The organism is Pseudomonas gorinensis (genome assembly GCF_042015035.1).
Taxonomy (GTDB): domain Bacteria; phylum Pseudomonadota; class Gammaproteobacteria; order Pseudomonadales; family Pseudomonadaceae; genus Aquipseudomonas; species Aquipseudomonas gorinensis.
Window position 1 is genome coordinate 5,949,216 of sequence record NZ_CP167125.1, and the last position, 26,122, is coordinate 5,975,337.

28 protein-coding genes and 2 tRNA genes are annotated in these 26,122 nt (G+C 57.9%); 7 read left to right on the top strand and 23 right to left on the bottom strand.

Going from position 1 to position 26,122, the window contains the following annotated elements:
- Window positions 1–249: 249 nt before the first annotated feature.
- Together mobH and AB7933_RS27180 are read left to right on the top strand one after the other, a co-directional pair.
- On the top strand, window positions 250–2,133 hold the full coding sequence (mobH, locus tag AB7933_RS27175; RefSeq protein ID WP_093235636.1) for a MobH family relaxase: 1,884 nt from the start codon (window positions 250–252) through the stop codon (window positions 2,131–2,133).
- A complete protein-coding gene (locus AB7933_RS27180) occupies window positions 2,130–3,407 on the top strand; it encodes a site-specific integrase (protein ID WP_093235626.1) in 1,278 nt (425 codons plus the stop codon). The genes mobH and AB7933_RS27180 overlap by 4 nt, the downstream gene beginning before the upstream one ends.
- A gap of 167 nt (window positions 3,408–3,574) precedes the next feature.
- On the opposite strand, the gene AB7933_RS27185 is transcribed toward AB7933_RS27180, so the two are convergent.
- The 19 genes from AB7933_RS27185 to AB7933_RS27275 form a co-directional block, all read right to left on the bottom strand.
- A tRNA-Pro gene (locus AB7933_RS27185) sits at window positions 3,575–3,651 on the bottom strand.
- Window positions 3,652–3,784: 133 nt separating this feature from the next.
- Window positions 3,785–3,860 (bottom strand) — tRNA-Lys (locus AB7933_RS27190).
- 63 nt (window positions 3,861–3,923) lie between these two features.
- The gene (gene queC, locus AB7933_RS27195) at window positions 3,924–4,598 is read right to left on the bottom strand and encodes a 7-cyano-7-deazaguanine synthase QueC (RefSeq protein WP_162163619.1); all 675 of its coding nucleotides are present in this window, start codon (window positions 4,596–4,598) and stop codon (window positions 3,924–3,926) included.
- A 16-nt stretch (window positions 4,599–4,614) separates the two neighbouring features.
- The gene (gene queE, locus AB7933_RS27200) at window positions 4,615–5,262 is read right to left on the bottom strand and encodes a 7-carboxy-7-deazaguanine synthase QueE (protein ID WP_024077139.1); all 648 of its coding nucleotides are present in this window, start codon (window positions 5,260–5,262) and stop codon (window positions 4,615–4,617) included.
- Window positions 5,263–5,426: 164 nt separating this feature from the next.
- On the bottom strand, window positions 5,427–6,263 hold the full coding sequence (gene ybgF, locus AB7933_RS27205; protein ID WP_024077140.1) for a tol-pal system protein YbgF: 837 nt from the start codon (window positions 6,261–6,263) through the stop codon (window positions 5,427–5,429).
- Between the two features lie 6 nt (window positions 6,264–6,269).
- Complete coding sequence (gene pal, locus AB7933_RS27210; RefSeq protein WP_003209827.1) at window positions 6,270–6,770, bottom strand: peptidoglycan-associated lipoprotein Pal; 501 nt, start codon at window positions 6,768–6,770, stop codon at window positions 6,270–6,272.
- 55 nt (window positions 6,771–6,825) lie between these two features.
- Window positions 6,826–8,106, bottom strand: a complete 1,281-nt coding sequence (gene tolB, locus AB7933_RS27215; protein WP_041161007.1) for a Tol-Pal system beta propeller repeat protein TolB — start codon at window positions 8,104–8,106, stop codon at window positions 6,826–6,828.
- Window positions 8,107–8,123: 17 nt separating this feature from the next.
- Window positions 8,124–9,197 (bottom strand): cell envelope integrity protein TolA, encoded by a 1,074-nt coding sequence (gene tolA, locus AB7933_RS27220; RefSeq protein WP_024077142.1) that lies wholly within the window; start codon window positions 9,195–9,197, stop codon window positions 8,124–8,126.
- On the bottom strand, window positions 9,197–9,649 hold the full coding sequence (gene tolR, locus AB7933_RS27225) for a protein TolR (protein WP_160384999.1): 453 nt from the start codon (window positions 9,647–9,649) through the stop codon (window positions 9,197–9,199). Before tolR ends, tolA begins: the two co-directional genes overlap by 1 nt.
- Before the next feature lie 23 nt (window positions 9,650–9,672).
- Window positions 9,673–10,368 (bottom strand): protein TolQ, encoded by a 696-nt coding sequence (gene tolQ / locus AB7933_RS27230; RefSeq protein WP_024077143.1) that lies wholly within the window; start codon window positions 10,366–10,368, stop codon window positions 9,673–9,675.
- A gap of 1 nt (window position 10,369) precedes the next feature.
- Window positions 10,370–10,825, bottom strand: coding sequence for a tol-pal system-associated acyl-CoA thioesterase (ybgC, locus tag AB7933_RS27235; protein WP_024077144.1), 456 nt, complete (start codon window positions 10,823–10,825; stop codon window positions 10,370–10,372).
- Window positions 10,826–10,977: 152 nt separating this feature from the next.
- Window positions 10,978–12,036: a Holliday junction branch migration DNA helicase RuvB gene (gene ruvB / locus AB7933_RS27240; RefSeq protein WP_024077146.1), complete on the bottom strand. Its 1,059-nt coding sequence runs from the start codon at window positions 12,034–12,036 to the stop codon at window positions 10,978–10,980.
- Entirely contained in the window at window positions 12,037–12,648 is a 612-nt protein-coding gene (gene ruvA, locus AB7933_RS27245) for a Holliday junction branch migration protein RuvA (RefSeq protein ID WP_003175802.1), read from the bottom strand.
- A gap of 67 nt (window positions 12,649–12,715) precedes the next feature.
- Entirely contained in the window at window positions 12,716–13,240 is a 525-nt protein-coding gene (gene ruvC, locus AB7933_RS27250; RefSeq protein WP_024077147.1) for a crossover junction endodeoxyribonuclease RuvC, read from the bottom strand.
- 156 nt (window positions 13,241–13,396) lie between these two features.
- Window positions 13,397–14,143 (bottom strand): YebC/PmpR family DNA-binding transcriptional regulator, encoded by a 747-nt coding sequence (locus tag AB7933_RS27255; protein WP_024077148.1) that lies wholly within the window; start codon window positions 14,141–14,143, stop codon window positions 13,397–13,399.
- Window positions 14,144–14,278: 135 nt separating this feature from the next.
- Window positions 14,279–16,054 (bottom strand): aspartate--tRNA ligase, encoded by a 1,776-nt coding sequence (gene aspS, locus AB7933_RS27260; RefSeq protein WP_024077149.1) that lies wholly within the window; start codon window positions 16,052–16,054, stop codon window positions 14,279–14,281.
- A 107-nt stretch (window positions 16,055–16,161) separates the two neighbouring features.
- Complete coding sequence (locus tag AB7933_RS27265) at window positions 16,162–16,383, bottom strand: FmdB family zinc ribbon protein (protein WP_010208103.1); 222 nt, start codon at window positions 16,381–16,383, stop codon at window positions 16,162–16,164.
- Between the two features lie 169 nt (window positions 16,384–16,552).
- Window positions 16,553–16,894: a ribbon-helix-helix domain-containing protein gene (locus AB7933_RS27270; RefSeq protein ID WP_041161008.1), complete on the bottom strand. Its 342-nt coding sequence runs from the start codon at window positions 16,892–16,894 to the stop codon at window positions 16,553–16,555.
- Window positions 16,895–17,075: 181 nt separating this feature from the next.
- On the bottom strand, window positions 17,076–17,549 hold the full coding sequence (locus AB7933_RS27275; RefSeq protein WP_003193874.1) for a Dps family protein: 474 nt from the start codon (window positions 17,547–17,549) through the stop codon (window positions 17,076–17,078).
- Between the two features lie 427 nt (window positions 17,550–17,976).
- On the opposite strand from AB7933_RS27275, the gene AB7933_RS27280 reads away from it, so the two are divergent.
- Window positions 17,977–18,579, top strand: coding sequence for a cold-shock protein (locus AB7933_RS27280; protein WP_024077151.1), 603 nt, complete (start codon window positions 17,977–17,979; stop codon window positions 18,577–18,579).
- Between the two features lie 85 nt (window positions 18,580–18,664).
- On the opposite strand, the gene AB7933_RS27285 is transcribed toward AB7933_RS27280, so the two are convergent.
- Window positions 18,665–18,871 carry a SlyX family protein gene (locus tag AB7933_RS27285; RefSeq protein WP_024077152.1) on the bottom strand — a complete coding sequence of 69 codons (207 nt, stop codon included), beginning with the start codon at window positions 18,869–18,871 and terminating at the stop codon, window positions 18,665–18,667.
- A gap of 3 nt (window positions 18,872–18,874) precedes the next feature.
- A complete protein-coding gene (locus AB7933_RS27290) occupies window positions 18,875–19,300 on the bottom strand; it encodes an HIT domain-containing protein (protein WP_041161288.1) in 426 nt (141 codons plus the stop codon).
- A 174-nt stretch (window positions 19,301–19,474) separates the two neighbouring features.
- Between AB7933_RS27290 and AB7933_RS27295 the strand changes: the two genes are divergently transcribed.
- The gene (locus AB7933_RS27295) at window positions 19,475–19,858 is read left to right on the top strand and encodes a hypothetical protein (protein WP_143036939.1); all 384 of its coding nucleotides are present in this window, start codon (window positions 19,475–19,477) and stop codon (window positions 19,856–19,858) included.
- A 184-nt stretch (window positions 19,859–20,042) separates the two neighbouring features.
- Entirely contained in the window at window positions 20,043–21,344 is a 1,302-nt protein-coding gene (locus tag AB7933_RS27300; RefSeq protein WP_024077154.1) for an OprD family porin, read from the top strand.
- A gap of 192 nt (window positions 21,345–21,536) precedes the next feature.
- On the opposite strand, the gene AB7933_RS27305 is transcribed toward AB7933_RS27300, so the two are convergent.
- Both AB7933_RS27305 and AB7933_RS27310 read right to left on the bottom strand, forming a co-directional pair.
- Window positions 21,537–22,379 carry a mechanosensitive ion channel family protein gene (locus AB7933_RS27305; protein WP_024077155.1) on the bottom strand — a complete coding sequence of 281 codons (843 nt, stop codon included), beginning with the start codon at window positions 22,377–22,379 and terminating at the stop codon, window positions 21,537–21,539.
- Between the two features lie 135 nt (window positions 22,380–22,514).
- Complete coding sequence (locus AB7933_RS27310; protein ID WP_003193880.1) at window positions 22,515–23,000, bottom strand: YajQ family cyclic di-GMP-binding protein; 486 nt, start codon at window positions 22,998–23,000, stop codon at window positions 22,515–22,517.
- Between the two features lie 122 nt (window positions 23,001–23,122).
- On the opposite strand from AB7933_RS27310, the gene AB7933_RS27315 reads away from it, so the two are divergent.
- Window positions 23,123–24,040 (top strand): putative 2-dehydropantoate 2-reductase, encoded by a 918-nt coding sequence (locus AB7933_RS27315; protein ID WP_024077156.1) that lies wholly within the window; start codon window positions 23,123–23,125, stop codon window positions 24,038–24,040.
- A 45-nt stretch (window positions 24,041–24,085) separates the two neighbouring features.
- Window positions 24,086–26,122 carry a sensor histidine kinase gene (locus AB7933_RS27320; protein ID WP_024077157.1) on the top strand — a complete coding sequence of 679 codons (2,037 nt, stop codon included), beginning with the start codon at window positions 24,086–24,088 and terminating at the stop codon, window positions 26,120–26,122.

Sequence of the window (26,122 nt, forward strand, 5' to 3'; positions counted from 1 at the left end):
AAGGGCTTGCTACGCAAAAAGGTCGTCGCCCTCACCAGCTGTTAGTCGCAATTCCTGGAGCGACACTCAATAAAAAGGGTTCGGAACCTCGTCGTGCAACTGTTCTGCGCAGGCGAAGACACCTGGAGCGTCACACTGATGGCGCAACGCCTCTCGAAATACCCTAACGCAGCCGGTGACCTTTTCCCATTGAAGTAAACCCACCAGATAGCGGAAAAGCCAGTCCATGATTCATTGATGGAGTTGGTGATGTTCTCATTTTTCCACCGCAGCAAAACCTTACCTGCTGCCGCCCCTTCACCAAACGGTTTTCTGAAACCTGCCCAGGGACAGGATTTGCTGGCGACGCCACGGCGTCAAAAATTGCTGGAGAACATCTGGCAGCGCGCTTCGTTATCACGCTCACAGTTTGTGGAGCTCTATCGTCGCCCACTGGAGCGCTACGCAGAGTTGGTCCAGCAGCTCCCTGCCTCGCAGAACCACCACCATGCACACCCAGGCGGCATGCTTGATCACGGCTTAGAGATCGTCGCCTATGCGTTGAAGATTCGACAGACCTACCTCCTCCCCATCGGTGCACCACCGGAATCTCAATCGGCCCAGGCCGAAGCGTGGACTGCCGCAGCTGCTTATGGCGCTTTGATTCACGACCTCGGCAAGATTGCCGTCGACGTGCACATCGAACTGGAGGGAGGTAAAACCTGGCACCCATGGCATGGCCCAATCAACCGCCCTTATCGCTTTCGCTATGTGAAAGGACGCAACTACCAACTTCACGGAGCCGCTGCCGCACTGATCTACGCGCAGATCCTTTCCTCGGAAATCCTAGACTGGCTCAGCGGCTTCCCCGAAGCCTGGTCGCAACTGATCTTTGTGCTGGCCGGCCAGTATGAGCACGCCGGCATATTGGGCGAGATTGTGGTCAAGGCCGACCAAGCCTCAGTCGCGCAGGAACTCGGCGGTAACCCTGCTCGTGCGTTGTCAGCGCCAAAACAATCCTTGCAACGTCAACTGGCGGACGGTTTGCGCTACCTGGTGCGTGACACGTTCAAACTGAATCAGCCTGATGGCCCCTCAGATGGGTGGCTGACACAAGAGGCTCTATGGCTCGTCAGCAAACCGATTGCCGATCAACTACGCGCTTACTTGCTGACCCAAGGCGTTGAAGGTGTACCCAGCTCGAACGCGCCCTTCTTCAACATGCTCCAGGACCAAGGTGTTATCCAGACCAATGCCCAGGATAAGGCCATCTGGAAAGCAACAATCGACAACGGTCGTGGCTGGCGAAATACCTTCACCCTGCTCAAGCTTTCACCCTCACTGATTTGGAGTGATCCCAACGAACGGCCCACCGTTTACGCAGGCACCCTTGAGGTTGAGGCTGGCAATGCAGTGGATGAGCTGGCGGCGCAAAGTCCCAGCGCTGCTCCAGTGAAAAGCTCACCTCAAGCGGCTGAAGCTAATGCTGCACCAGCGCCATTAACGCCGGCACTAACGGCATCCGCTGATACACCACAACGCCCTTCGGATGATCGCGCTGAATTTGACGCGCTACTGGCACTTCTAAATAATGTCAATGAGCCACTAGGAGACACTCAAAACAGTCCCTTGTCACCAATACAGAGCGCGTCGTCGAAACCGGATGATAGAGAGCCCCTTCACTCTCCTAACCCTGGAAGCGTGCCTTTACCAACTGATAAAGAAGTGATCGCAATGCCCAGCAACACCGAGCTCGGCCAGGGATTCGTTGAATGGCTTAAACAAGGGATCGCATCTCGAAAAATCATTATTAACGACACCAAAGCACTGGTACATACCGTAGCCGGGACCGCTATGTTGGTGACGCCAGGAATATTCAAGCGCTACGTTCTTGAGTTCCCCCACATTGAACAGCAAGCCAAAGCACAGCAAGTCAACGCTTGGCAGTTGGTGCAACGCAGTTTCGAGAAGCAGAAGCTTCATCGAAAAACCCTGAAGAGCCTGAACATCTGGAACTGCGACGTAATCGGCCCTCGCAAATCAAAACAGCTGAAGGGTTACTTACTATTGGACCCCCTCACGATTTTCTCAGAAGTACCTCTCGATAACGCAAGCCTTTCTTTAAAGTTAGAATCAATGGAGCCCCAACAATGACCACCGCCTTGCAACTTACGGAGGAATATATATTTGCGCGCGACCTTCGGCCAGCATCTACAAAGACTTATCTATCCTCAGCTAAAGCGATGCTCGCCCATTTCGGGGCTACCCCAATCGAACAGATTGATCATCGGTCGATCCTCGCGTGGCGAAAGGAGTTTCTGGCAAACGGTAAGGCAAAACGCAGCTGGAATACTTATTCGAGCCACCTACGTACAGTATGGAAATATGCGATAAAGCATGAAATGCTTAAACATACGACGGTCAACCCATTCAAAGAAACCTGTGTAACTCCCCCAAAACGCCCTAGCAAAATACTTGATGCAAATTTAATTCAAAGATCTAGGAATTGGCTCGAAACGCTAGAGGCAGAAGAACGCTGCGCAAATGAGCGCAGCCAAGTAACACCTGCTTGGTTTTGGCTTGCTGTGTTTGAGGTTTTCTATTACACCGGCATACGACTCAATGCTTTATTGCATTTGCGCTACAAAGACGTCGATCTTGATAAGCAGATGATTCTAATCCGTGGTGAAACAGAAAAAACACATCGAGAGTTCTCTGTGCCCATCATGGAAGGTCTTGCGCCCCACCTAAAACTAATTATGGATAAAGCGAAGCGCGCTAGCTTCACCTCAGATGACCAATTGTTCAACGTAAACCGTTTTTCAATGCATTACCGTGGGCGAGTAATGACGTCGGATCAGGTCGAAGCAATGTACCGTAAGTTAACCCAAAAATTTGGAGCCCGAATTACCCCCCATCGTTTTCGTCATACCTTAGCCACAGATCTGATGAAAGAACCAGATCGCAATATCCATCTCACGAAAAATCTGCTGAATCATTCAAACATCGCGACGACGATGAGCTATGTCGAGGTCGACTACAGCCACATGCGCACGGTCTTGCATGAGCGTAGCGTGATGCAAGGGGCATTAAAGCGTATCCGGCGCGAAGACTCGAGCGGAGCGTCACCACGATCATATGGGACGGTCAGAAGGCTAGATGGACCAACTGTGAAGCTGCCCTCTTCCAAAGCCTTAGAAGAAATAGCTATAGCCATGGAACTGTCGACGAATCCAACGCTTAAGCAAGCTTTGAATCACGTAGCTAATTACCTTGGTGAAATACAGGAACCTCAGAGCGCTCAGGAACATCCGCCTGGAGAAATGAATACCCTAGCTGCTCTCATGTCTTCTGCAATCAGAAGGCCAAGCATGGCATCAGGGTATTCGAGCGCTGCATTAGCGAGACCAACCAAATTATCACCATGACTACCGATCAGGGTTAAGCGCGCCGGCGGAGCAGCAGCGCCCTACCGCTTACAAGCACGTATCGCGCATGCCAACGTCGCGTTGGTAGAGGCATCTGCGCGCAAAAAATATGAACGCACAAAAAAAAGGCAAAAAAAGACGCCTAAAAGGCGTCTTTTTAGCGGAAATGGTCGGGGTAGGGGGATTCGAACTCCCGACATCCTGCTCCCAAAGCAGGCGCGCTACCGGACTGCGCTATACCCCGGCATGTGCAACGAAAAGCCGTTGCACATTGACATCATGCGACAACAAAACTACTGTTTGCCGCAGACGGCTGCATGTCGATCGAGTAGATACTGCTCAACTCCGCCCTACTTAACACACATCCGCTTTGAAAATGGTGGGTCGTGTGGGATTCGAACCTACGACCAATTGGTTAAAAGCCAACTGCTCTACCAACTGAGCTAACGACCCGCTGTGTGGTGGCGCGTATAATACTGATTTCTAAGGATTATTCAACACCTTATTTGAAATAAATCAGAAATAACGCGTTGGGTCCGTAATTCCGGCCGCTTGGAAGCCCTCAGCACGCAGTCGGCAGCTGTCACATTTCCCGCAAGCACGGCCGTCATCGTCTGCCTGGTAGCAGGAAACAGTCAGCGAATAATCGACGCCTAGTCCTACGCCAGCCTTCACAATATCGGCCTTGCTCAGGTTTTGCAGCGGCGCCAGGATGCGAAAGCCCTGCCCTTCGACACCGGCCTTGGTGGCCAGGTTGGCCATGCGCTCGAACGACTCGACGAACTCCGGGCGGCAATCCGGGTAACCGGAGTAATCCACCGCGTTGACGCCAATAAAGATGTCGCGGGCATTCAGTACCTCTGCCCAGCCAAGGGCCAGGGATAGGAATACGGTGTTGCGTGCTGGCACGTAAGTCACCGGGATACCTTCACTCGGCGCTTCCGGCACATCGATGCTGCTGTCGGTCAGGGCTGAGCCACCAATGCCGTTGAGGTTCAGGCCAATCACCTTGTGCTCGGCCACGCCCATCTCACGGGCAACACGGGCAGCAGCGTTCAGCTCGGCGCGATGGCGCTGGCCGTAGTCGAAGCTCATGGTGTAGCAGGTATAACCTTCAGCCTGTGCCATGGCGACCACGGTGGCGGAGTCCAGGCCACCGGACAACAGGATGACAGCGCGTTTTTGAGCAATCGTAGGTTCAGTCATTTCAGCGTCCTGGCTCGTCGTTCCAAAGATATTTATGCAGCTGCAATTGCAGGCGCACTGGCAGGTTATCAGCCACCACCCAGTCGGCGAGGTCGCGTGCGTTCAGGTCGTGGTGGCTCGGCGAGAACAGCACCTCGCCCGCGCGACGGTCCAGGCCATACTGGATCAGCTTGGAGCTCGCCCAATCGTAGTCGTCGCGGGAACAGATCACGAACTTGACCTGGTCGTTGGCCGTCAGCAGATCGATGTTCTCGTAGAGGTTGCGATGCGCCTCTTTGGAGCCTGGGGTCTTCAGGTCGACCACGCGGCTTACGCGCGGGTCTACCGCGGAAATGTCCAGGGCACCACTGGTCTCCAGGGACACTTCGTAACCGGCGTCACACAGCTGCTTGAGCAGGGGAATGGCATTTGGCTGCGCCAGCGGCTCGCCACCCGTCACACAAACGTAGCGCGGTCGATAGCTGGCAACCTGCTCGAGGATGTCATCGAGGGTGCGCACGGTGCCGCCACTGAAGGCGTAGGCGCTGTCACAGTATTGGCAACGCAATGGGCAGCCGGTCAGGCGCACAAATACTGTGGGCAGGCCAGCGGTGCGCGTTTCACCCTGTAACGAGTAAAAAACTTCGGTGATACGTAATGTGTCTTGCATAGTCGCCACGGGCGTAACAGCTAAACAGGCTGTCCGCCTCCGTCAGGCACTTCAAGGAATTCCGCCAACGCGTAAACCCCAGGAAGCGTGTTTCATAAAAGGGCGTGGATTCTAACGAAAAAACCCGCGCCAGGCGCGGGTTTCTTCCAAACGGGCTGCATCGCTTACAAGCGTTGCAGATCGCGCTGGGCCAACTGGGCAGCGGAAGTACCCGGATACTGGGCAACCACCTGCTGCAGAATGCCTTTGACCTTGTCGGTATGACCCAGGCGGCGTTCTACGTCAGCGAGTTTGTACAGCGAGTCCGGCACCTTGGCGTGCTTAGGGTAGAGTTGGCTGACCTTGGCAAATGCCTGGCCTGCCCCCTGCAAATCACCCTTTGCCAGGTTTACCTCACCCAACCAGTACTGGGCATTGCCTGCGTACTGACTGTTTGGGTAACGACCGAGGAATGCGGTGAAAGCCTTGCTGGCCTTGTCGAAATCCTTGGCTTTGATCAGATCGAAGGCGGCATCGTAATACAGCTTTTCCTTCGCCGGATCACCCGGTTCGCTGCTGGCGGCAGGGGCTTGGCTGGCGGCCGAGGCCCCTGCTGCTGCACCACCGGCGGCGGCACTGGGTGCGCCACCGGTAGAAGAATTATCAGGAGTTGCGGCAGGTGTAACGCCGGCTCCAATACGTCGGTCAAGATCCTGATATCGCTCCAGGCCTTCTTGCTTCAGCTGGTTCACTTGGTTCTGCAAAACCTCAATGGCGCCTTGTTGCTGCGACAATTGATCCTGCATGCGTTGCAGCTGGTTGAACAGTTCGCCCTGTGCCGAGGGGGCTGACGTAGCCGCCCCCCCAGCATAGGCGCCGTTCGTGCCATAACCCGCTGGCGGATAAGCACTTCCGCTATTGTTATAGCCAGAGTTGCTATCGACCACAGGAGCCGCAGCCCACACCGAGAGCGGCGCGAGGCTGAGAGTCAGTACAGTTAGAGCACGACGGCACGTTCGCATGACGAATTACTTACGCAGTTCGACGCGACGGTTTTGAGCCCAGGACTGCTCGTCGTGGCCAGTAGCAACTGGACGCTCTTTACCGTAGGAAACCAGTTCCAGTTGGCCTGGAGCAACACCTTGCAGTACCAGGTAGCGCTGAACGGCTTTCGCACGACGCTCGCCCAGAGCCATGTTGTACTCACGAGTACCACGTTCGTCAGTGTTACCTTCCAGAACAACGCGAGCGCCGTTAGCTTTCAGGTCTTTCGCGTGAACGTCCAGAGCGCGCATGGCTTCTGGTTTCAGGTCCGAACTGTCGTATTCGAAGTAGAAAGTAGTGATTGCGCGCAGAGCAGCTTCTTCGCTCAGGGAGCCGTCAACTGCACCAGTGTTAGCACCGTAACCAGCGTTTGGATCAACAGCTGCGCCTTCACCGGCATTGTCGCCGCCTTTAGACGAGCAACCAACGGCTACGGACAGAGCCAGAGCCAGAGCAGCAAACTTACCAAACTTCAGCATTTCCATCGTGAAACTCCTAATGAACCCCAGTGTGTTAAGCAAATCTTTTTGTAGCGCCGCGTCAGTTCAGGTAAGGGGACCAGGATGGTTCTCTGACTTCGCCTTGTGCGGTAGGAAGCGGGAGCCTTACGCGTCCATTAATGGACACGAGCATCAAGACTCCCCGGCCCTGCTGGCGGGTGGCGTAGATTACCATGGTGCCGTTGGGCGCAACAGTGGCTGACTCATCAAGGTTGGTATCTGTAAGGATTTTTACGGTTCCGCGCTGCAAATCCTGGGCCGCAACCCGGAAATTAGTGAAACCATCCTGACGGTGAATCATCACCAACGTCTTTTCATCAGCCGAAAGCTTCGGATTGGCGTTGTAGTTACCGATAAAGGTCACGCGTTCCGCGCCCCCACCGCCAATGCTCGATTTGTAGATTTGTGGCTTGCCACCGCGGTCGGAGGTGAAATAGATGGTCGAGCCATCTTTACCCCAGAACGGTTCGGTGTTGATACCTGGGCCGCTGGTGACGCGAGTGATCTGGCGCGAAGCCATGTTCATCACGTAGATATCCGGGTTACCGTCCTTGGACAGTACGAATGCCAGGCGCGAACCATCCGGCGACCAGGCAGGTGCACCGTTGAGGCCTTCGAAGTTGGTGATCTGCTCACGACGGCCAGTATCGATGTGCTGGACGAAGATACGCGGACGCTTCTGTTCGAAAGACACATAGGCAATACGCTTGCCGTCCGGCGCAAAGCGCGGCGACAGGATCGGCTCCCGGGACTGCAGCAAGGTCACGGCGCGCGCACCGTCGTAGTCCGAACGCTGCAACGTGTAGCGAGTGTTGTCTACAGAGAAACGTTCAGCAGTGACATAGAGCATGCGCGTCGAGAAAGCACCCTTGATACCGGTGAGCTTTTCAAACGACTGGTCCGAGATGTAGTGGGCCATGTCCCGCAGTTGTTCGGCGGTGCCCGACACGCTGCCGGTCAATACCTGCTGCTCGGTGGCCACGTTGAACAATGTGTACTGGATCTGCAGGCGACCGCCGGCAGGCTGGATGTTGCCGACCATCAGGTACTGGGCACCCACGGCCTTCCAGTCACGGAAGATGACTTCGCTGGCCTGGGTAGGCTGGCTGATCATGTTGCCTTTCGGAATCGGCGCGTAGTAACCGGAGTTGCGCAGGTCGTCGCTGACGATCTGGGCCATGTCATCCGGCAGCACGCTGCCGCCCTGCCAGCCGAACGGCACAACCGCGATCGGGGTGGCCCGATCGCTACCGCTGGTGACCAGGATGTTCTTTTCATCCGCCGCCGCTATCCCTGCCATACAGCAAATAACGACAAGCATTCCTCGAAGAAGGTTTCTCACAAGGCTAGATCCTCAGGTGTGAATGTCATCTTGAATGAACGATAGGGAGCGAAGTCGCTTGGTTTCATTCCCTGCATCTCGGTCAACCGGCCAATGTTCTTGACCGCGGCAACCGCCGAACTGTCGAACGAACCGTCACCACTGGACTTGGCCACGCTGACCGAAGTCACCGTACCGTCCGGCAACATGCCGATCTGCAGCACTACTGTCATGCCTTTGCGTGCCGAAGGTGGACGTGTCCAGCCTTCTGCTGCTCGTGCCCGAATCAGGTCGTCGAAACTGCCCGCGACTTCATCACCACGTTCATCGGCCAATGCTTGCTGACGCTGAGGCGTGTCGGAAAGCAAATCTGCCAAGGCCTGGGCCTTTTTGTCTTCGGCGGATTTACGCGCTGCTTCCTGGGCCTTTTTCTTGCTGGCGTCGGCGGCAGCTTTCTTCTTCGCGTCGTCGGCGATTTTCTTCTTCGCCTCGTCTGCTTCAGCTTTTTTCTTGGCGTCTTCGGCGGCTTTCTTCTTCGCGTCCTCGACTATCTTTTTCTTGGCGTCTTCAGCGGCCTTTTTCTTGGCCTCTTCTTCGGCTGCTTTTTTGGCTTCTTCTTCAGATTTTTTCTTGGCTATATCAGCCAATTGTTTCTCTTCAGCTTTTTTAGCTTCGGCAGCTTTCTCGGCTTTCTTGGCTTCATCAGCCTTTTTCGCCTCGTCGGCCTTCTTCGCTTCGTCAGCCTTTTTCGATTCCTCGGCCTTTTGAGCCGCCTCTTCTTTCTTTTGTTCCGCAGCAGCCTTCACCGCTTCCTGCTCGACCTTCTTCTGTTCCATCTGCTCGACTTCAGTCTGGCGCGCAGCCGACTTCTGGGCCTCACCCGCAATCTTCTGATTGGTCTGGGTAGTGGCCTGACTTTTCGATTTCAGCTGATACAGGGTCGCCTGCACGATCGGCTTGGCTGGCGGCAGGTCCGGGGTCATGGCAAAGCTGACGAACAACATGCCAAACACCAGGACATGCAGGGCAATTGCCCAGACGCTAGGCCAGAAGTAGCTTTCCGAGGCGGACGGCTCTCGCTGTTGGTGCATCAGGGCGCCTCGGTAATCAAGCCAACGTTGCCGACGCCGGCCTTCTGCAGCCCGCCCATGGCGCCCATGACGGAGCCGTAGTCGACCGATTTGTCACCGCGGATGAAGACTTGGGTGTGCTTGCCGCCTTCGTTGCCGGAGCGAATGATCTTGGTCACTGCGTCGGTCATCGCCGGCAAGGTCAGGGCCTTGTCCTGCTGCTTCTGGGTATCGACTTCGCTGCCAAGGTTCCAGTAGTAGGTCTTGTCAGCCTTGATCGAAATGGTCAGCACCTGGGTGTTGTTGTCCTGGGGCAAGGCTTCGCTGGAAACCTTGGGCAGATCAACTTTCACACCCTGGTTGAGCATCGGCGCGGTCACCATGAAGATCACCAGCAGCACCAGCATCACGTCGATGTAAGGCACTACGTTCATCTCGGCGACCGGCTTGCGCTTGGTTCGAGCTCGAGTGATTAAAGCCATCGGGGAGTACCTGCTTATTCTTCGCTGGTGTGCACTTTACGGTGCAGGATCGCCTGGAATTCATCGGCGAAGGTGTAGTAACGGCTGATCAAGGTCTCGCCGCGCGCGGCAAAACGGTTGTAGGCAATTACTGCGGGGATAGCGGCGAACAGGCCGATCGCGGTGGCGACCAGGGCTTCGGCGATACCCGGGGCCACGGTGGCCAGGGTCGCTTGCTGGGCCTGGGCCAGGCCACGGAACGAGTTCATGATCCCCCACACGGTACCGAACAGGCCGATGTACGGGCTGACGGAACCGACGGTGGCGAGAAACGGCAGGCTCTGCTCCAGCTTCTCTTCTTCGCGGGAGATGGCCACGCGCATGGCACGGGCCACGCCTTCCATGACCGCTTCCGGGTCAACGCCTGGCTGCTGGCGCAGACGGGAGAATTCCTTGAAGCCGGCGCGGAAGATCTGCTCGACGCCCGAATCCGGATCTGGGTTGCTGCCGGCCTGGCGGTAGAGCTTGGACAGGTCGATCCCCGACCAGAAGCGCTCTTCGAAGCTCTCCAGGGCACGTCGACCGGCACGCAGCAGGTTGCTGCGCTGAAAAATCATGACCCAAGAGGTAACCGATGCGGCTACCAGGATCAGCATCACCAGTTGAACCACGACACTGGCATTACTGACCAGGCTCCACATGGAGGAATGGTCGACGACGGTAGGTTCCACGCTAAATCTCCTGCTTTGATTGTTTACCCGCGCCGCTCACGGCGGCAAAGGCCGCACGTAGAGTTTCGGGAATGGCCCGAGGTTTCAAACTGTTGGTGCGTACACACGCCACCAGGAACTGCCCCTCGCAGAGCAGCGTTGCATCCGTAGCCCGCCTGACCTGCTGCTTGAACCGCAGGCTGGCACGGTTCAATTCGATTACTTCAGCGCTGACCAGCAGTTCGTCGTCCAGTCGCGCCGGCGCGTGATAGCGAGCCTCGCTGGAATGCACGACGAATAACAGGTCATCCCCTGCCAGCTGGGATTGGGCAAAGCCCAGCTCCCGTAGCCGCTCGGTTCGAGCCCGCTCCATGAACTTGAGGTAATTGACGTAATACACGATACCGCCGGCATCGGTGTCCTCGTAATAAACGCGACAGCGATGTGCGAACGACTGATCCCCGTTTTGCGCGCGCATACTCTAGTGCTTACTCCTCAGGTTGCCAATCCGGCTTAGCAACTGTTTTTTCATTCTCGCTTTTTGCGTTCGAGAATATTTCCAGTGACTGAATGACGACACCAGCCACTAGGACAGCACAAACCTTGAATAAATCGATCCACGTGGTCTTTTTAATCGTCCACTGCATCCAGGAATTCGTCTACCACGGGCATCTCACCCAATCGTGACGGAATGTTTAACCCGAAGTGCAAATAGGCATGGCGCGTGACCACCCGCCCCCTTGGCGTGCGCATGATGTAGCCCTGCTGGATCAGGTACGGTTCCAGCACATCTTCAATGGTATGGCGCTCTTCACTGATGGCCGCGGCCAGGCTGTCTACCCCCACCGGGCCACCGTCGAACTTCTCGATCATGGTCAAGAGTAGACGTCGATCCTGGTGATCGAAGCCATGCTCGTCCACATCCAGCAGGTTCAAGGCCAGGTCGGCCACCGGCTTGGTGATATGCCCCTTGGCCCGCACCTCGGCAAAATCACGCACGCGGCGCAGCAGACGGTTGGCAATACGTGGCGTGCCCCGGGCCCGACGGGCGATTTCAAACGCGCCTTCCGGATCCAGGGGCAGGCCGAGAATGCCGGCCGAACGGCTGACGATGGTCGCCAGGTCTGCGGTGCTATAGAACTCCAGACGTTGAACGATACCGAAACGGTCTCGCAGCGGGTTGGTCAGCATGCCCGCACGCGTGGTCGCCCCCACCAGGGTGAATGGCGGCAGGTCGAGCTTGATCGATCGGGCCGCGGGGCCTTCGCCGATCATGATGTCGAGCTGGAAGTCTTCCATGGCGGGGTACAGCACTTCCTCGACGATCGGCGACAACCGATGGATTTCGTCGATAAACAACACGTCATGGGGTTCAAGATTGGTCAGCAGCGCCGCCAGGTCGCCAGGACGCTCCAGCACCGGGCCGGAAGTCGACTTGATCGACACGCCCATTTCCTGGGCAATGATGTTGGCCAGGGTGGTTTTACCCAGCCCCGGCGGGCCAAAGATCAGGGTGTGATCCAGGGACTCGCTGCGCCCGCGCGCGGCCTGGATGAACAACTCCATCTGCTCGCGCACGGTAGGCTGGCCGATGTAGTCGGCCAGGCTCAGGGGCCGGATGGCACGGTCCTGGATTTCTTCGCGGTCACGGGGGCCCGTGGCCGCGATCAGACGATCAGCTTCAATCACTTAAATCATTCCCTTCAGGGCTCGGCGGATCATGTCTTCGCTGCTCAGGTTCTTGTCCTTGATGGCCGACACCGCCTTGCTCGCCTCCTGCGGCTTGTAGCCCAGGGAGATCAGCGCGCTGACGGCATCGCTTTCAGCGCTGGCCACCTGGCCTGCCGGCATATCCGGCTGGTTCGGCACCAGAGCGAACATGCTCGGCACCACTTCCCAGGCCTTGAAGCGGTCCTTGAGCTCCACCAGCAGGCGCTCGGCGGTTTTCTTGCCCACGCCCGGCACCTTGGTCAACGCCGAGGTGTCCTGGGCCGAAACGGCACGCACCAGTTCGTCCACTTCCAGGCTCGACATCAACGCCAGGGCCAACTTCGGCCCCACGCCATTGAGGCGAATCAGCTCGCGGAAGAAGTCGCGGTCGCGCTTGCCGATGAAACCATAGAGTAGTTGCGCGTCTTCGCGCACCACCAGGTGGGTGTGCAGCGTTATGGGTTCACCGACCGACGGTAGGCGATACAGGGTAGTCATGGGCACTTCCAGCTCATACCCCAACCCGTTGACATCCAGAATCAGGTGCGGCGGCTGTTTCTCAGCCAGGGTGCCGCGCAAGCGTCCAATCACGGTTCAGATCCTTAAAGCGTGGGGTCAGATCGAGGCCTGACCGGAAATAACGATTGCGCTGATGCTATCAGAGACGCAGGCGCCCGCCACGACTGCGTGCCGTCCCCAAGCCGTGCGGTAGCAGGCTGGAGCGCGTGTGCGCATGGCAAATGGCAATGGCCAGGGCGTCGGAGGCATCGATCTGCGGTTTTGAGGTGAGCTTGAGCATGTGCATCACCATCATCTGCACCTGCTCTTTATTCGCCGCACCCGTACCAACCACTGCTTGCTTGACCTGGGTCGCGGTGTATTCGGCGATTTCCATGCCTTCCTCGGCACCGGCCACGATGGCAGCGCCACGGGCCTGGCCGAGCTTGAGGGCCGAGTCGGCATTCTTGGCCATGAACACCTTTTCGATGCCCATGGTCACTGGCCCGTAGGTCTGGATCACTTCACGCACGCCGCGATAGACGATCTGCAAGCGCTCAGCCAACTCGCCCGCGCCGGTACGAATACAGCCCGAGGCGACATAGACGCAGCCACGCGGGGTGTGTTGCACCACGCCAAAGCCGGTAATGCGCGAACCGGGGTCGATACCTAGGATTAAAGTCATAAGGCCTGCAGGTCGGGTAAACACAATTTTTGATACAGGGAGGCCCAATGTGGGAGGGGACTTGCCCCCGATGGCAGTGTGTCAGTTATCTCTCAATCGACTGAACCACCGCTATCGGGGGCAAGCCCCCTCCCACATTTAAAACTACATCGCCCTTCAGCCTAGCTGTTCGGCTACAGATTCAGGGATGTCGGCATTCGAATACACGTTCTGCACGTCATCCAGGTCTTCGAGCATATCCAGCATCTTCAGTACTTTCTGCGCGCCGTCCAGGTCCAGCTCGGCGCTGGTGGTTGGCAGCATCACGATTTCCGCGTCGGTACCTTTGAAACCGGCCGCTTCCAGCGCGTTACGCACGGCGTAGAACCCGGCGAACGAGGTGAACACGTCAATGGAGCCGTCTTCATTGGTCACCACGTCGTCGGCATCCGCCTCCATTGCCGCTTCCATCAGCGCATCTTCATCCACACCCGGTGCGAAGGAGATCTGCCCCTTGCGCTCGAACAGGTAGGCTACCGAACCGTCTGTGCCGAGGTTACCCCCGCACTTGCTGAACGCATGGCGCACCGCCGCCGCGGTACGGTTGCGGTTATCGGTCATGCACTCGACCATCACCGCCACGCCACCCGGGCCGTAGCCTTCGTAGGTAAGCTCGACCATGTCGTCGGTATCGGCCGCCCCGGCACCACGGGCCACGGCGCGGTCGATGATGTCGCGGCTCATGTTGGCGCCGAGGGCTTTATCCAGCGCCAGGCGCAGACGCGGGTTGGAGCCTGGGTCACCACCGCCCTGGCGGGCAGCGACCGTCAGTTCGCGAATCCACTTGGTGAAGATCTTGCCTTTCTTGGCATCCTGACGCTCTTTGCGGTGCTTGATGTTCGCCCACTTGGAATGGCCAGCCATAACACAACTCCGAAATTCTCTAGAAACCTTATCAACCCCGCCCCAGGCGGGATGCAACCCTTGTAACGCAAAGGCGCATCCGAAGATGCGCCTTTTTGACCGCGTAAAACCTTATCGCGCTTTCACGCAGCAGCCTTACTCAGCCTTCGGCGTCTCGCGCAGGCGAATGTGCAACTCGCGCAGTGCCTTGGCATCCACCACACCCGGCGCCTGGGTCATGACGTCCGCAGCGCTCTGGGTTTTCGGGAACGCGATCACTTCACGGATCGACTGGGCGCCAGTCATCAGCATCACCAGGCGATCCAGGCCGAAGGCCAGGCCACCGTGCGGCGGCGCGCCGTATTTCAGGGCGTCGAGCAGGAAGCCGAACTTCTCTTCCTGTTCCGCTTCGTTGATGCCCAGCAGGCGGAATACCGCTTGCTGCATCTCTTTGCGATGGATACGGATCGAACCGCCACCCAGCTCGGTGCCGTTCAGCACCATGTCGTAGGCACGGGACAGAGCGCCTGCCGGGTTGGCTTCCAGCTCTTCAGGAGAGCACTTCGGCGCAGTGAACGGGTGGTGCAAGGCGCTGAAGCTGCCGTCGTCGTTCTCTTCGAACATCGGGAAGTCGACGACCCACATCGGTGCCCACTTGCAGGTCAGCAGGTCGAGGTCGTGGCCCAGCTTGATCCGCAGCGCGCCAAGGGCTTCACTGACGATCTTGGCCTTGTCGGCGCCGAAGAACACGATGTCGCCGTCGACCGCACCAACGCGATCCAGGATCACATTGAGGTTGGCTTCCGGGATGTTCTTCACGATAGGCGACTGCAGGCCTTCAACACCCTTGGCGCGCTCGTTGACCTTGATATACGCCAGGCCCTTGGCACCGTAGATACCGACAAACTTGGTGTAGTCGTCGATCTGCTTGCGCGGCATGCTCGCGCCACCAGGCACACGCAGGGCGGCGATGCGGCATTTCGGGTCGTTGGCCGGGCCGCTGAACACCTTGAAATCGACATCTTTAAGCTGGTCGGCCACGTCCACCAGTTCCAGCGGGTTACGCAGGTCTGGCTTGTCGGAACCGTAGCGGCGCATGGCTTCTTCGAAAGTCATGTGCGGGAATTCGCCGAATTCCAGGTCCAGCACTTCCTTGAACAGGTTGCGGATCATTTGTTCGGTGATACCCATGATCTCTTTTTCATCGAGGAAGCTGGTCTCGATGTCGATCTGGGTGAATTCGGGTTGGCGATCGGCGCGCAGGTCTTCGTCACGGAAGCACTTGGCGATCTGGTAGTAACGGTCAAAGCCGGCCACCATCAGCAGTTGCTTGAACAACTGCGGCGATTGCGGCAGGGCGAAGAAGCTGCCGGCGTGGGTGCGGCTTGGCACCAGGTAGTCACGCGCGCCTTCCGGGGTAGCCCGGGTGAGGATCGGCGTTTCGACGTCGAGAAAGCCGTTCTCGTCCAGGAAGCGACGGATGCTGGTGGTCATGCGCGAACGCAGGCGCAGCTTCTCGGCCATTTCCGGACGACGCAGGTCCAGGAAGCGGTAGCGCAGGCGGGTTTCTTCGCCGACGTCGGAGTATTCGTTAAGCGGGAACGGCGGGGTTTCCGATTCGTTCAGCACTTCCAGCTCGTAGCCCAGCACTTCGATTGCGCCGGACGCCATGTTCGGGTTCACAGCCCCGGCCGGACGCAGGCGTACCTTGCCGGTGATCTTCACGACGTATTCGCTGCGCACGCGGTCGGCGGCGGCGAAGCTCTCGGCGCGGTCCGGGTCGAACACCACCTGGGCCAGACCATCACGATCACGGATATCGAGGAAGATCACCCCGCCGTGGTCGCGGCGACGGTGAACCCATCCGCAAAGGGTGATTTCCTGACCATCCAGGGTCTCGTTCAGTTGGCCGCAATAGTGGCTGCGCATCATGGTAGTGGTTTCACTTCTCGTAATTCGAAATTCGGTGGAGGCCTGCCTCGTCACCGCACAGTTAAGCAGGGGACGGATAATGCAGGAGCCCGCGCGTAGAGTTCAACTCAGTCTGCTTTGTCGCCGCCGGCCAGATTCTTCTTCGAGCCGGTCTTGAAATCGGTCTCGTACCAGCCGCTGCCACTCAGGCGGAAGCCCGGCATGGACAACATCTTCTTGAGTTCAGGCGCCTGGCAGGCCGGGCAATCGACCAACGGCGCTGCGCTGATCTTTTGAATGGCTTCCAACTGATGACCACAGGAAGCACATTGATAGTCGTACATGGGCATGGAGATGTCTCGGCGATCAGATCGTTACGCGCTACGCCTGCCCAACGGATCAAGCCCCGGCATTCGCAGCAAAGCGCGGGATTATATCTGGTAAATCGAGGCAGCGCAGCCGGCTTTCTGCCCGAAGCCAGGCCCGCCCTGGGGCAGGCCTGGCCACGGAACCGCAAGATTACTCAGGACTCAACGGTGCGCTGCAGCCTTTTAACAGGTGAACCACGCACACGACCCTGACCAGTCCACTGAAGTTCTTTACGCCTCCATACCGCAAATGCACTTCCCGATCGACGTAAGACAGCAATGCACTGACCGAACAGGCATTGAGCCTGGCAATCTCCGTGAGGATATTCCAATAGATCTGCTCGAGCCGCAGACAGGTGGAAAAACCGTTGAGCCTGACCGATCGGGACAACGGCCTGGCCAATCCCATATCGAACCCCCTGGAGAAGGGATCGACCTTTATCTTCTGAAAACCACCCGTTTCCATCACTCCACTCACCGCTCCACGTGACATACACCTGACACTCCGTTGCCAAACAACAGCCCATGGGTTTCTCCCATTGGGCGATAGGCCTATAAAACAGCAGGAAGACAGGGGCAGCCAGAAGACGGAGAGTCGATCATCGTAGGAGAACGCCAGGAAGCGCGGGGAAACCCGCGAGCGGCGTCGGGACGACGCCACTCGAGGTCGATGGTTACTGGTTTTCGAGCAGGGAACGCAGCATCCACGCGGTTTTCTCGTGAACCTGCATGCGTTGGGTCAACAAGTCGGCCGTTGGCTCGTCACTGACCTTGTCGAGCAGCGGAAAAATGCCACGCGCGGTCCGCGTGACCGCTTCCTGGCCCGCAACCAATTGCTTGATCATCTCTTCTGCGCTCGGTACGCCTTCTTCTTCCTTGATCGAAGAAAGACGGGCATAGATCGAATAGGCACCCGGCGCCGGAAAGCCCAGGGCACGGATACGTTCGGCAATGGAGTCCACCGCCAGCGCCAGCTCGTTGTACTGCTCCTCGAACATCAGGTGCAGCGTGCGGAACATGGGGCCCGTGACGTTCCAATGGAAATTGTGGGTCTTCAGGTACAGTACATAGGTATCGGAAAGCAGTCGCGAAAGCCCATCGACGATGGATTTACGATCTTCTTCACTGATACCGATATCGATTGCCATGTTTATCCCCTTCAATTGACAAGCATTCATTGATCAGGTGCAGGACCACTCTAGCAAGAGTCCCCACCTTGTGCAGCCCGGCAGCACCAGGCGACGTGCGGCAATTCGCCCCGCGCGGGCGCACCGGCCTGTGACAAGCAAGGCTTTGCGCCCGACAGGCGATTTGCCTGATAGCGATAAAAAAGCCTGCAAACGTCTAGGACAAGCGTTTGACGCAGAAATGCCACACCCCTTGCAATGCCTGGAAATGCTTGATTTGAGTAGGCACAGCCTTTGCTGTTAAATAGGCAGCGTGTCGCTGCCGTTATTTTCTTCGGCCAGCGCATAGGCTGATACCCGTGCACGTGCTCAACGCCTCCCATTGTTCAGAAGCGAACCGTGCCAGTCAGCTCTTCCTTGTGATCCGTCTTAACGTGAGTTAATCAAAATGTTGAAAATCGTCCACCTGCTAACGGGCGTTGCAGCTTTGCTGCTGTCCTTTATCCCGAGCCTGCAGCCTGAAAGCCTGCCCTACCTGCAACAACATGACGCTCTGTACCTGGCCTTGTTCGGCCTTCTTAACCTGACGCTGGCGCCCGTGATTCCGTACTGGAACAAAGGCATGCGTCATCAACTGCAAAACCTCGTCAGTGCGCTGTTGGTGCTGACCGTTGTGGTCCAAACTCTCACCCTCCTGGCACCCATGCCTGAAGTCGGCGGCCACCCGGCCATCCTGCTCAGCCTGGTCATTGCGCTGGTCGCCATCGTTCTTCACCTGGCCATCAGCTTCTACCGTTCGTCCCCTGCGGCCGCGTCGCAAAACTACGACATGACCAATCGGGATACCGGGACCGTCAAGTGGTTCAACACGTCCAAAGGCTTCGGCTTTATTTCCCGCGATTCGGGCGACGATATCTTCGTCCACTTCCGGGCCATCCGTGGCGAAGGCCATCGCGTTCTGGTCGAAGGTCAGCGTGTGGAATTCTCCGTCATGAATCGCGACAAAGGCCTGCAAGCCGAAGACGTGATCGCTGCCCTGCCACGTCGCTGATTTCAGCCCGCGCTGCAAAAAAAAAACCGCGATCCAGCTAGGCTGGATCGCGGTTTTTTATGCGCGACTATTAAGGGTGGGCCAATTAATAGTGAGGCGGTGGAGCCTCCTCTTCGGAGGTTTCGAACTGGCCGCCCATTTCTTCCTGGCGCTTGAGCAGCGCCGCCATCTGAAGCTGCAGGCGTTCAACCGCGCGCTGCTGGGTCACCAGGATATCGTTGAGCGTCTCGATGGTGTCGTCCTGGAAGGCCAAGCGGCTTTCCAGGTCCGTCACACGGTCTTGCAGATCCATGGTTCAGTCCTGCGCAAAAATAAAGTCGGCAGGCAACAACTCACGCATGCGCGCGCGAATAGCCGCTACCTGTTGTTCAGTGTACGGCTGCGCCGGATGCTTGCCCCAAACCGGAGCCGGCCATGCCGCGTCATCGCGCCTGCGTACGATCACATGCACGTGCAACTGGCTGACGACGTTGCCCAGCGCACCAATATTCATCTTGTCGGCCATCAAGCCTTCGTTGAGCAACTGCGCCAGGGCCGTGGTTTCTTCCCATAGGATTCGTTGATCTGCGACATCCAGCTGAAACACTTCGCTGATACCGTTGATACGCGGTACCAGAATGAACCATGGGTAGTTCGAGTCATTGGACAGCAGCAGGCGGCACAGCGGGAAATCCCCGAGGGCCAGTGTGTCTTGTTGCAAGCGTTGGTCTAAGGCGAACACCACGGGCACTCCGTTCGGCAGGTCAAGTTCAGGTACCCAGCATACCGTTGATTGTTCGCGGCTTCACGGCGAATGCAGGAAGCGTCGGCACGGTCCGACAAAAAAACCTGCACCTTTTCGAAGCAAGCGAATATATGAGCTACGCTAGAACGGGCCTCACCGGAACGCACCAAAATGACCCACTTGTGCCTCAAAGAGATCCGCCAAGTACCCACTCATCGGGGTGAACCGGTAACGTTTTGCGCAGGCACAGGTTTTTTGTACCACCGCACTGATGTCATGCGCGGCCGTCAAGACCAAACCAAAGGGCGTAAAAAGCCCGTGCTTATGCGGTTTTTACAGGGCAGTAACGATTTTCACGAAAAAATGACATTCAGTTACCGATTTGGGCGCGCTTGTTGCATTCACACCCATATCGTCGGCAACGACACCCGTTCGGAAGCAGGTGTTTCGCGAAAAGAACAACAGCGTTTCAATGCGAATCAAGGAAGACTCCAAACTATTGAAGGGTTTGAAAACAGCATTGAAGTTGTCAGTCCAGTTACATTCGGACTGTGAATTTGCGACATGGAGCTAGCAATTTACGACAGCCTCGTAAAGAAGCTGAAAGGATAGTTGGACAAGTATCGTCAATACGGTCTGCGTGATATAACTTTACGCCGACACAAAAAAGAAAGAGCCGCCCAGATAAAAATACAGGTGGGACGGCAGTACTCTTCCTAAACCAAAGGAGCAAATCACGATGCGCGTGATGAAGTGGAGCATGATCGCCCTGGCTGTTTCAGCAGGCACCTCGCAGTTCGCAATGGCGTCCGCCCAGGACGATTCCAAGGGCTTTATCGAGGACAGCACAGCCAGTATCCTGACTCGTACCCTGTACTTCAGCCGTGACTTCCGTAACAACGCGCCAGGCACTCAAAGCCGTCGCGAAGAAACCGGTCTCGGCTTCCACGGTCTGTTCAGCTCGGGCTACACACAAGGCACCATCGGTGTCGGTGTCGATGCCATTGGTTTGCTGGGCATCAAACTCGACAGCGGCAAGGGCCGTGCCGGTACCGGCCTGTTCCCTAACGGCTCCGACGGTCGTGCGCAGGATGATTACTCCAAGGGTGGCGCAGCCATCAAGTTCCGTATTTCCGATACGGTCCTGAAAGTGGGCGACCAGTACACCACCGCCCCGGTATTCGCATCCGATGACAGCCGCCTCCTGCCAGAACTGCCACAAGGTATCTCGCTCACCAGCAACGAGATCAAGGGCCTGAAACTGGAAGCCGGTCACTTCACCTCGATCGTTGCCCAGGACCACACCTACAAGGACAGTATCGCAAGCTCCGAGCCTGGTACCGGTACTGGCCTGCGCGACGCCAACTTCGTAGGCGGCGTGTACTCCTGGACCCCAGAGTTCACTACCAGCCTCTACTACTCGAAAGTGGAAGACTACTGGAAGAAACTCTACGCCAACGTGAACTGGACCCACGCGCTTAGCGATGATCAGTCCCTGGCTGTCGACTTCAACATCTACAGCACCAAAAGCGACGGCGCCGGCCTGCAACGCGCAGAAAAAGACGGCACCACCAAGCTGGATAACCGTGCCTACAGCTTGCAGGGCGCCTATACCCTCGGCGCTCACACCTTTACCCTCGCCTACCAGAAAGTTAGCGGTGACGGCGACTACGGTTACGGCGTAGACGGCGGCGGCACGATTTTCCTGGCCAACTCCATCGCCCGTTCCGACTTCAACGCTGAAGACGAGAAATCCTGGCAAGCTCGCTACGACCTGAACATGGCCACCTTCGGCGTGCCAGGCCTGAGCTTCATGACTCGTTACGTCAACGGCAGCGGCGCCAACACTGGCACCACTTCGAACGGTAAAGAGTGGGAACGCGACATCGAAGCCAAATACGTGATCCAGAGCGGCCCAGCCAAAGACCTGAGCCTGCGCGTCCGTCAAGCGACCTATCGTTCGTCTGACGGCGTGTACTACGGTTCGGCGTCGATCGACGAACTGCGTCTGATCGCGCAATACCCGCTGAACATCTTGTAATTAAGCGTTTGATTACAACGATGACTTAAGGCTTCGGCCTTAAACAAAAAAAGCCGCCCCTCTGCTAGCCAGGGGGGCGGCTTTTTTATTGCAGTTTTACTTCAGCGAATAAATAACTAGCAAGCTAACTAACGAGATTAAGCTGACACGTTTAACCTGACCTTTCGGCCAAGTTAAACATGACGCTTTCGCTTACTTCGGCGCAGCCTCTTGCATGACTCGTATAACTCGCTGCGGAAATGGAATATCAATCCCGGCTGCCTTTAAACGGTCACGCGACAGTTCATTAAGCATGAACACTACATCCCAATAATCCGGGGTATTGGTCCAGCAACGCAGAGAAACAGTGATTGAGCTGTCACCCAGGGTCGACACCACGGCAACAGGCGCAGGGTCAGCCAGCACGCGCGGATCTTTCGCCAGCTCCAGCAGCACTTCGCGGGCTTTTTGCAGATCGGCCTCGTAATCCACCCCCACATCGAACACCACCTTGCGGGTCGGCTGACGGTTGGTGTTGGTGATAATGCCATTGGACAGGATGCCGTTCGGCACGATCACGGTCTTGTTGTCGCCGGTGCGCAGCACGGTGTGGAAGATCTGGATGCTGTCGACGGTACCGGCGGTGCCCTGGGCTTCGATCCAGTCGCCGATACGGAACGGACGGAACAACAGAATCAGCACCCCGCCGGCGAAGTTGGCCAGGCTGCCTTGCAATGCCAGGCCGATGGCCAGGGTAGCCGCACCGATAGCCGCGACGAACGAGGTGGTTGCCACGCCGATCATCGAGGCCACGCTGACGATCAGCATGACTTTCAGTGCAATGTTCGCAAGGCTGGTGATGAAGTGCTGCAGCGCCAGGTCCGCGTTACGCATGGCCAGCAGGCGGCCCACTCGGTGGGTCAATACGTTGATCAGCCACCAGCCAATGGCCAGGGTGATCACCGCCAGCAACACCCGGCTGCCGTATTCCATGATCATCGGGATCCACGACTGCGACGTCTTGATCAAGTGATCCATTTCAGCGTTTAAATCCATGTAGCTTCTCCTGTGTGGCGGATGTGCGGCTTATTGACGGCCTAGAAACACAAATGAGCCCAGTAGGGCTCAAGTGCAGGCGTGGGTTCTGGGGCGTGGGACGTCGAAAACGCCCGCAGGTTCCCCGAAGTGCCATCAGTCGCGGAAGTTATTGAACTGCAGCGGCATGTCGAATGTCTTGGCGCGCAGGGCCGCGATTGCCTCTTGCAGGTCGTCACGCTTCTTGCCGGTGACACGTACCTGCTCACCCTGGATGGCAGCCTGGACTTTCAGCTTGGCATCCTTGATATGGGCGACGATCTTCTTCGCCAGCTCCTTGTCGATGCCTTCCTTGAGCACGGCTTCCTGCTTCATCAGCTTGCCGGAGGCGTAGGCGTCCTTGACTTCAAGGCACTGCACGTCGATCTTGCGCTTGACCAGGGCCAGCTTGAGGATCTCGATCATCGCTTCCAGCTGGAAATCGGCTTCAGCGGTCAAGTTGACAGTCAGTTCCTTTTCCTTGAATTCGAAGCTGCCCTTGCCTTTCAAGTCATAGCGGCGGTCCAGTTCCTTGACGGCGTTCTCGACGGCGTTGGTGACTTCGTGTTTGTCCAGTTCGGATACCACGTCGAACGAAGGCATGTCATTTCTCCAATATAAAGGGCGGGCTCAGTAAAGATGGAGCGCGCCGAGCTAAAATGCCGGGGCATTATAGCGGTTCTTTCGCCCCATTCACCGTGGGCGCCCCTACGGAGCACAAACTGATGTCGACCCCTTGGCACATTCTCGGCGCCGGCAGCCTCGGCACACTCTGGGCCACCCGCCTGACGCGCGCCGGCGTGCCCGTGAGGCTGATCCTGCGCGATGAGGCGCGCCTGGCCAGCTACCAGGCGGGGCCAGGGCTGACCCTGGTGGAGCAAGGCGTAGCACACACCTACCCTGTGATCGGCGAAACACCCGACAGCCCCGGGCCGATTCATCGTCTGCTGGTGGCGTGCAAAGCCTACGACGCCCAGGGTGCCATCGCCCGGTTGCAGCATCGACTGGTACCGGACGCCGAACTGATCCTCTTGCAAAACGGCCTGGGCAGCCAGGACGCCGTCGCGGCGCAACTGCCCCAGGCGCGTTGCATCTTCGCCTCCAGCACCGAAGGCGCGTTTCGCGACGGCGACTGGCGCGTGGTATTCGCCGGGCATGGCTACACCTGGCTGGGCGACGCTCAGCACCCCACTCCACCGCTATGGCTGGATGACCTGCAGGCTGCGGGCATCCCCCACGAATGGAGCACGGACATCCTCACCCGCCTGTGGCGCAAACTCGCGCTCAATTGCGCGATCAACCCGCTGACGGTGCTGTACCAATGCCGAAATGGCGGCCTGCAGGCACATCAGTGTGAAGTCGCGCCCCTGTGCGCCGAACTGAGCGAGCTGCTCGAATGCTGCGGCCAGCCTGCCGCCGCGCAAGATCTGCACAGTGAGGTAGAGCGAGTGATCCAGGCCACGGCCGCCAATTACTCCTCGATGTACCAGGACGTGGCCAACGCGCGGCGCACCGAAATCAGCTACCTGCTGGGCTATGCGTGCCAGGCGGCCAACCGTCATCAATTGGTCCTGCCGCACTTGCAACAGGTACAGATGCGCCTGGTCGAGCAGTTGATTGCACGCGGATTGCCCAGCGACTGAGGCACGCGCTACCCTGCCCACTTGTCTATTACCTGTGGAAAACTGATGCCACTGCGCCAGCGTCTCGAAAATCTCCCGGTGGGGCAAAAGCTGCTGGCCGCCCTACTGGTGCTGCTGACCACTGTATTGCTGGTGGCCAACCTGACCTTTATCAGCGCCGCCTACTGGATTTCCCAGGAAAGCATGGCGCCCCAGGCCTTGCAGGCCATCGGTCGGCTGGTGTCCAACCCGGCACTCGCCGCCGAAGCCTTGGAATCTCCAGCCAAGGCCGACGCCCTGCTCAATGAACTGACCAGCTATTCGCCGCTGCGCGCCGCCGCACTGTACGACGGCGAAGGCAACCGCCTGGCGCAGATGCAACATGGCGACCGCCTGCACTTGCCGGACAGCTACCGGCATATCGAGGCCTGGCGGGTCACTGAATTCCGCAGCAACCAGGTGATCACCCTGCCTCGCGCGGGCCAGCCATCCGGGCATTTGCTGCTGGTGGCCAGCAGTGAGCTGCCGGTGGCGTTCTACACCGGTACGCTGACCGCCAGCCTGGGTATCCTGATTTTCAGCGTACTGCTGTGGCTGGTCATCGCCCGGCAGATCAAACGCTTGATCACGCGCCCCATCCATGAGCTGGAAGAGCTGTCCCGCCAGGTCACCCGCGAAGAGAACTACGCCCTGCGCGCCGGCCGCGGCAACCGCGATGAAATCGGCAGCCTGGCCGAGGCCTTCAATACCATGCTGTCGCGTATCGAAGCCCGCGAACAGCAGCTCAAGCGCGCGCGGGACGACTCCCAGGCCGCCTATTCCCAGGCCCAGGGCCTGGCCGAGGAGACGCGCCACACCAACCGCAAGCTGGAACTGGAAGTCCAGGTGCGCAGCAAGATCGAGAAAAAACTCACCGGTTTCCAGAATTACCTGAACAGTATCATCGACTCCATGCCGTCGGCGCTGATCGCCCTGGATGAGCAGCTCTATGTCACCCAGTGGAACCAGGAAGCCAGCGCGCTTTCCGGTACGCGCCTCGACGAAGCCTTGAACCAGCCGATCTACCTCGCCTTCCAACCCCTCAAGCCATACCTGCCGCAAATCAAGGCTACCGTCGAGCAACACACGGTGGAACGCATCGAGCGGGTCACCTGGATCAAGGACGATGAGCCCAAGCATTACGCCCTGACCTTCTACCCGCTGACGGGCGGTGCCGGGCGCGGCGTGGTGATCCGCATCGATGACATCACCCAGCGCCTGTCCCTGGAAGAAATGATGGTGCAGTCGGAAAAAATGCTTTCCGTCGGCGGGCTCGCGGCCGGCATGGCCCATGAGATCAACAACCCGCTGGGAGCGATCCTGCATAACGTGCAAAACATCCGCCGCCGCTTGTCGCCCGACCTGCCTAAGAACCTGGAACAGGCCGAGCAGGTTGGCATCGACCTGGACACGGTCAACCGCTACCTGCAAAGCCGCGAAGTGCCGCAGCTGCTCGACGGCATCCAGCAAGCCGGCGCGCGGGCGGCGAAGATCGTGACCCATATGCTCAGTTTCAGCCGCCGCAGCAATCGGCAAATGGCGCCTTGCGACTTGCCGGCCCTGATCGACCAGGCCGTGGAAATTGCCGGTAATGACTTCGACCTCGCCATCGGCTTCGACTTCAAGGGCCAGGCGATCATCCGCCAATTCGACCCGCAACTGGGCCCGGTGCCCGGCACCGCCAACGAGCTGGAGCAGGTGTTGCTCAACCTGCTGAAAAACGCAGCCCAGGCCATTCACCTGCGCGGGGACGATCGCGAGCCGGGACGCATCATCCTGCGCACTCGCCTTAATCCGCCCTGGGCCGAAATCCAGGTGGAAGACAACGGTATCGGCATGAGCGAAAACGTGCGCAAACGCACGTTCGAGCCATTCTTCACCACCAAGGAGATCGGCCAGGGCACCGGGCTTGGGCTGTCGGTGTCGTACTTCATCATCACCAACAACCATAAGGGCCAGATGGAGGTGCACTCCACCCTGGGCCAAGGTACCTGCTTCACCTTGCGCCTGCCCCTGGCGGGCAGCCAATTGTCCCCCGCTGAACTTACCCAACTGGAGCACTGA

What these genes read in the sequence shown, in the direction of transcription:
- mobH (WP_093235636.1), top strand. Translation starts at nt 250, where the DNA reads ATGTTCTCATTTTTCCACCGCAGCAAAACCTTACCTGCTGCCGCCCCT.
- AB7933_RS27180 (WP_093235626.1), top strand. Translation starts at nt 2,130, where the DNA reads ATGACCACCGCCTTGCAACTTACGGAGGAATATATATTTGCGCGCGAC.
- queE (WP_024077139.1), bottom strand. Translation starts at nt 5,262, where the DNA reads ATGCAAGACACATTACGTATCACCGAAGTTTTTTACTCGTTACAGGGT.
- ybgF (WP_024077140.1), bottom strand. Translation starts at nt 6,263, where the DNA reads ATGCGAACGTGCCGTCGTGCTCTAACTGTACTGACTCTCAGCCTCGCG.
- pal (WP_003209827.1), bottom strand. Translation starts at nt 6,770, where the DNA reads ATGGAAATGCTGAAGTTTGGTAAGTTTGCTGCTCTGGCTCTGGCTCTG.
- tolB (WP_041161007.1), bottom strand. Translation starts at nt 8,106, where the DNA reads ATGCTTGTCGTTATTTGCTGTATGGCAGGGATAGCGGCGGCGGATGAA.
- tolA (WP_024077142.1), bottom strand. Translation starts at nt 9,197, where the DNA reads ATGCACCAACAGCGAGAGCCGTCCGCCTCGGAAAGCTACTTCTGGCCT.
- ybgC (WP_024077144.1), bottom strand. Translation starts at nt 10,825, where the DNA reads ATGCGCGCGCAAAACGGGGATCAGTCGTTCGCACATCGCTGTCGCGTT.
- ruvC (WP_024077147.1), bottom strand. Translation starts at nt 13,240, where the DNA reads ATGACTTTAATCCTAGGTATCGACCCCGGTTCGCGCATTACCGGCTTT.
- AB7933_RS27255 (WP_024077148.1), bottom strand. Translation starts at nt 14,143, where the DNA reads ATGGCTGGCCATTCCAAGTGGGCGAACATCAAGCACCGCAAAGAGCGT.
- aspS (WP_024077149.1), bottom strand. Translation starts at nt 16,054, where the DNA reads ATGATGCGCAGCCACTATTGCGGCCAACTGAACGAGACCCTGGATGGT.
- AB7933_RS27265 (WP_010208103.1), bottom strand. Translation starts at nt 16,383, where the DNA reads ATGCCCATGTACGACTATCAATGTGCTTCCTGTGGTCATCAGTTGGAA.
- AB7933_RS27270 (WP_041161008.1), bottom strand. Translation starts at nt 16,894, where the DNA reads ATGTCACGTGGAGCGGTGAGTGGAGTGATGGAAACGGGTGGTTTTCAG.
- AB7933_RS27275 (WP_003193874.1), bottom strand. Translation starts at nt 17,549, where the DNA reads ATGGCAATCGATATCGGTATCAGTGAAGAAGATCGTAAATCCATCGTC.
- AB7933_RS27280 (WP_024077151.1), top strand. Translation starts at nt 17,977, where the DNA reads ATGTTGAAAATCGTCCACCTGCTAACGGGCGTTGCAGCTTTGCTGCTG.
- AB7933_RS27285 (WP_024077152.1), bottom strand. Translation starts at nt 18,871, where the DNA reads ATGGATCTGCAAGACCGTGTGACGGACCTGGAAAGCCGCTTGGCCTTC.
- AB7933_RS27295 (WP_143036939.1), top strand. Translation starts at nt 19,475, where the DNA reads ATGACCCACTTGTGCCTCAAAGAGATCCGCCAAGTACCCACTCATCGG.
- AB7933_RS27300 (WP_024077154.1), top strand. Translation starts at nt 20,043, where the DNA reads ATGCGCGTGATGAAGTGGAGCATGATCGCCCTGGCTGTTTCAGCAGGC.
- AB7933_RS27305 (WP_024077155.1), bottom strand. Translation starts at nt 22,379, where the DNA reads ATGGATTTAAACGCTGAAATGGATCACTTGATCAAGACGTCGCAGTCG.
- AB7933_RS27310 (WP_003193880.1), bottom strand. Translation starts at nt 23,000, where the DNA reads ATGCCTTCGTTCGACGTGGTATCCGAACTGGACAAACACGAAGTCACC.
- AB7933_RS27315 (WP_024077156.1), top strand. Translation starts at nt 23,123, where the DNA reads ATGTCGACCCCTTGGCACATTCTCGGCGCCGGCAGCCTCGGCACACTC.
- AB7933_RS27320 (WP_024077157.1), top strand. Translation starts at nt 24,086, where the DNA reads ATGCCACTGCGCCAGCGTCTCGAAAATCTCCCGGTGGGGCAAAAGCTG.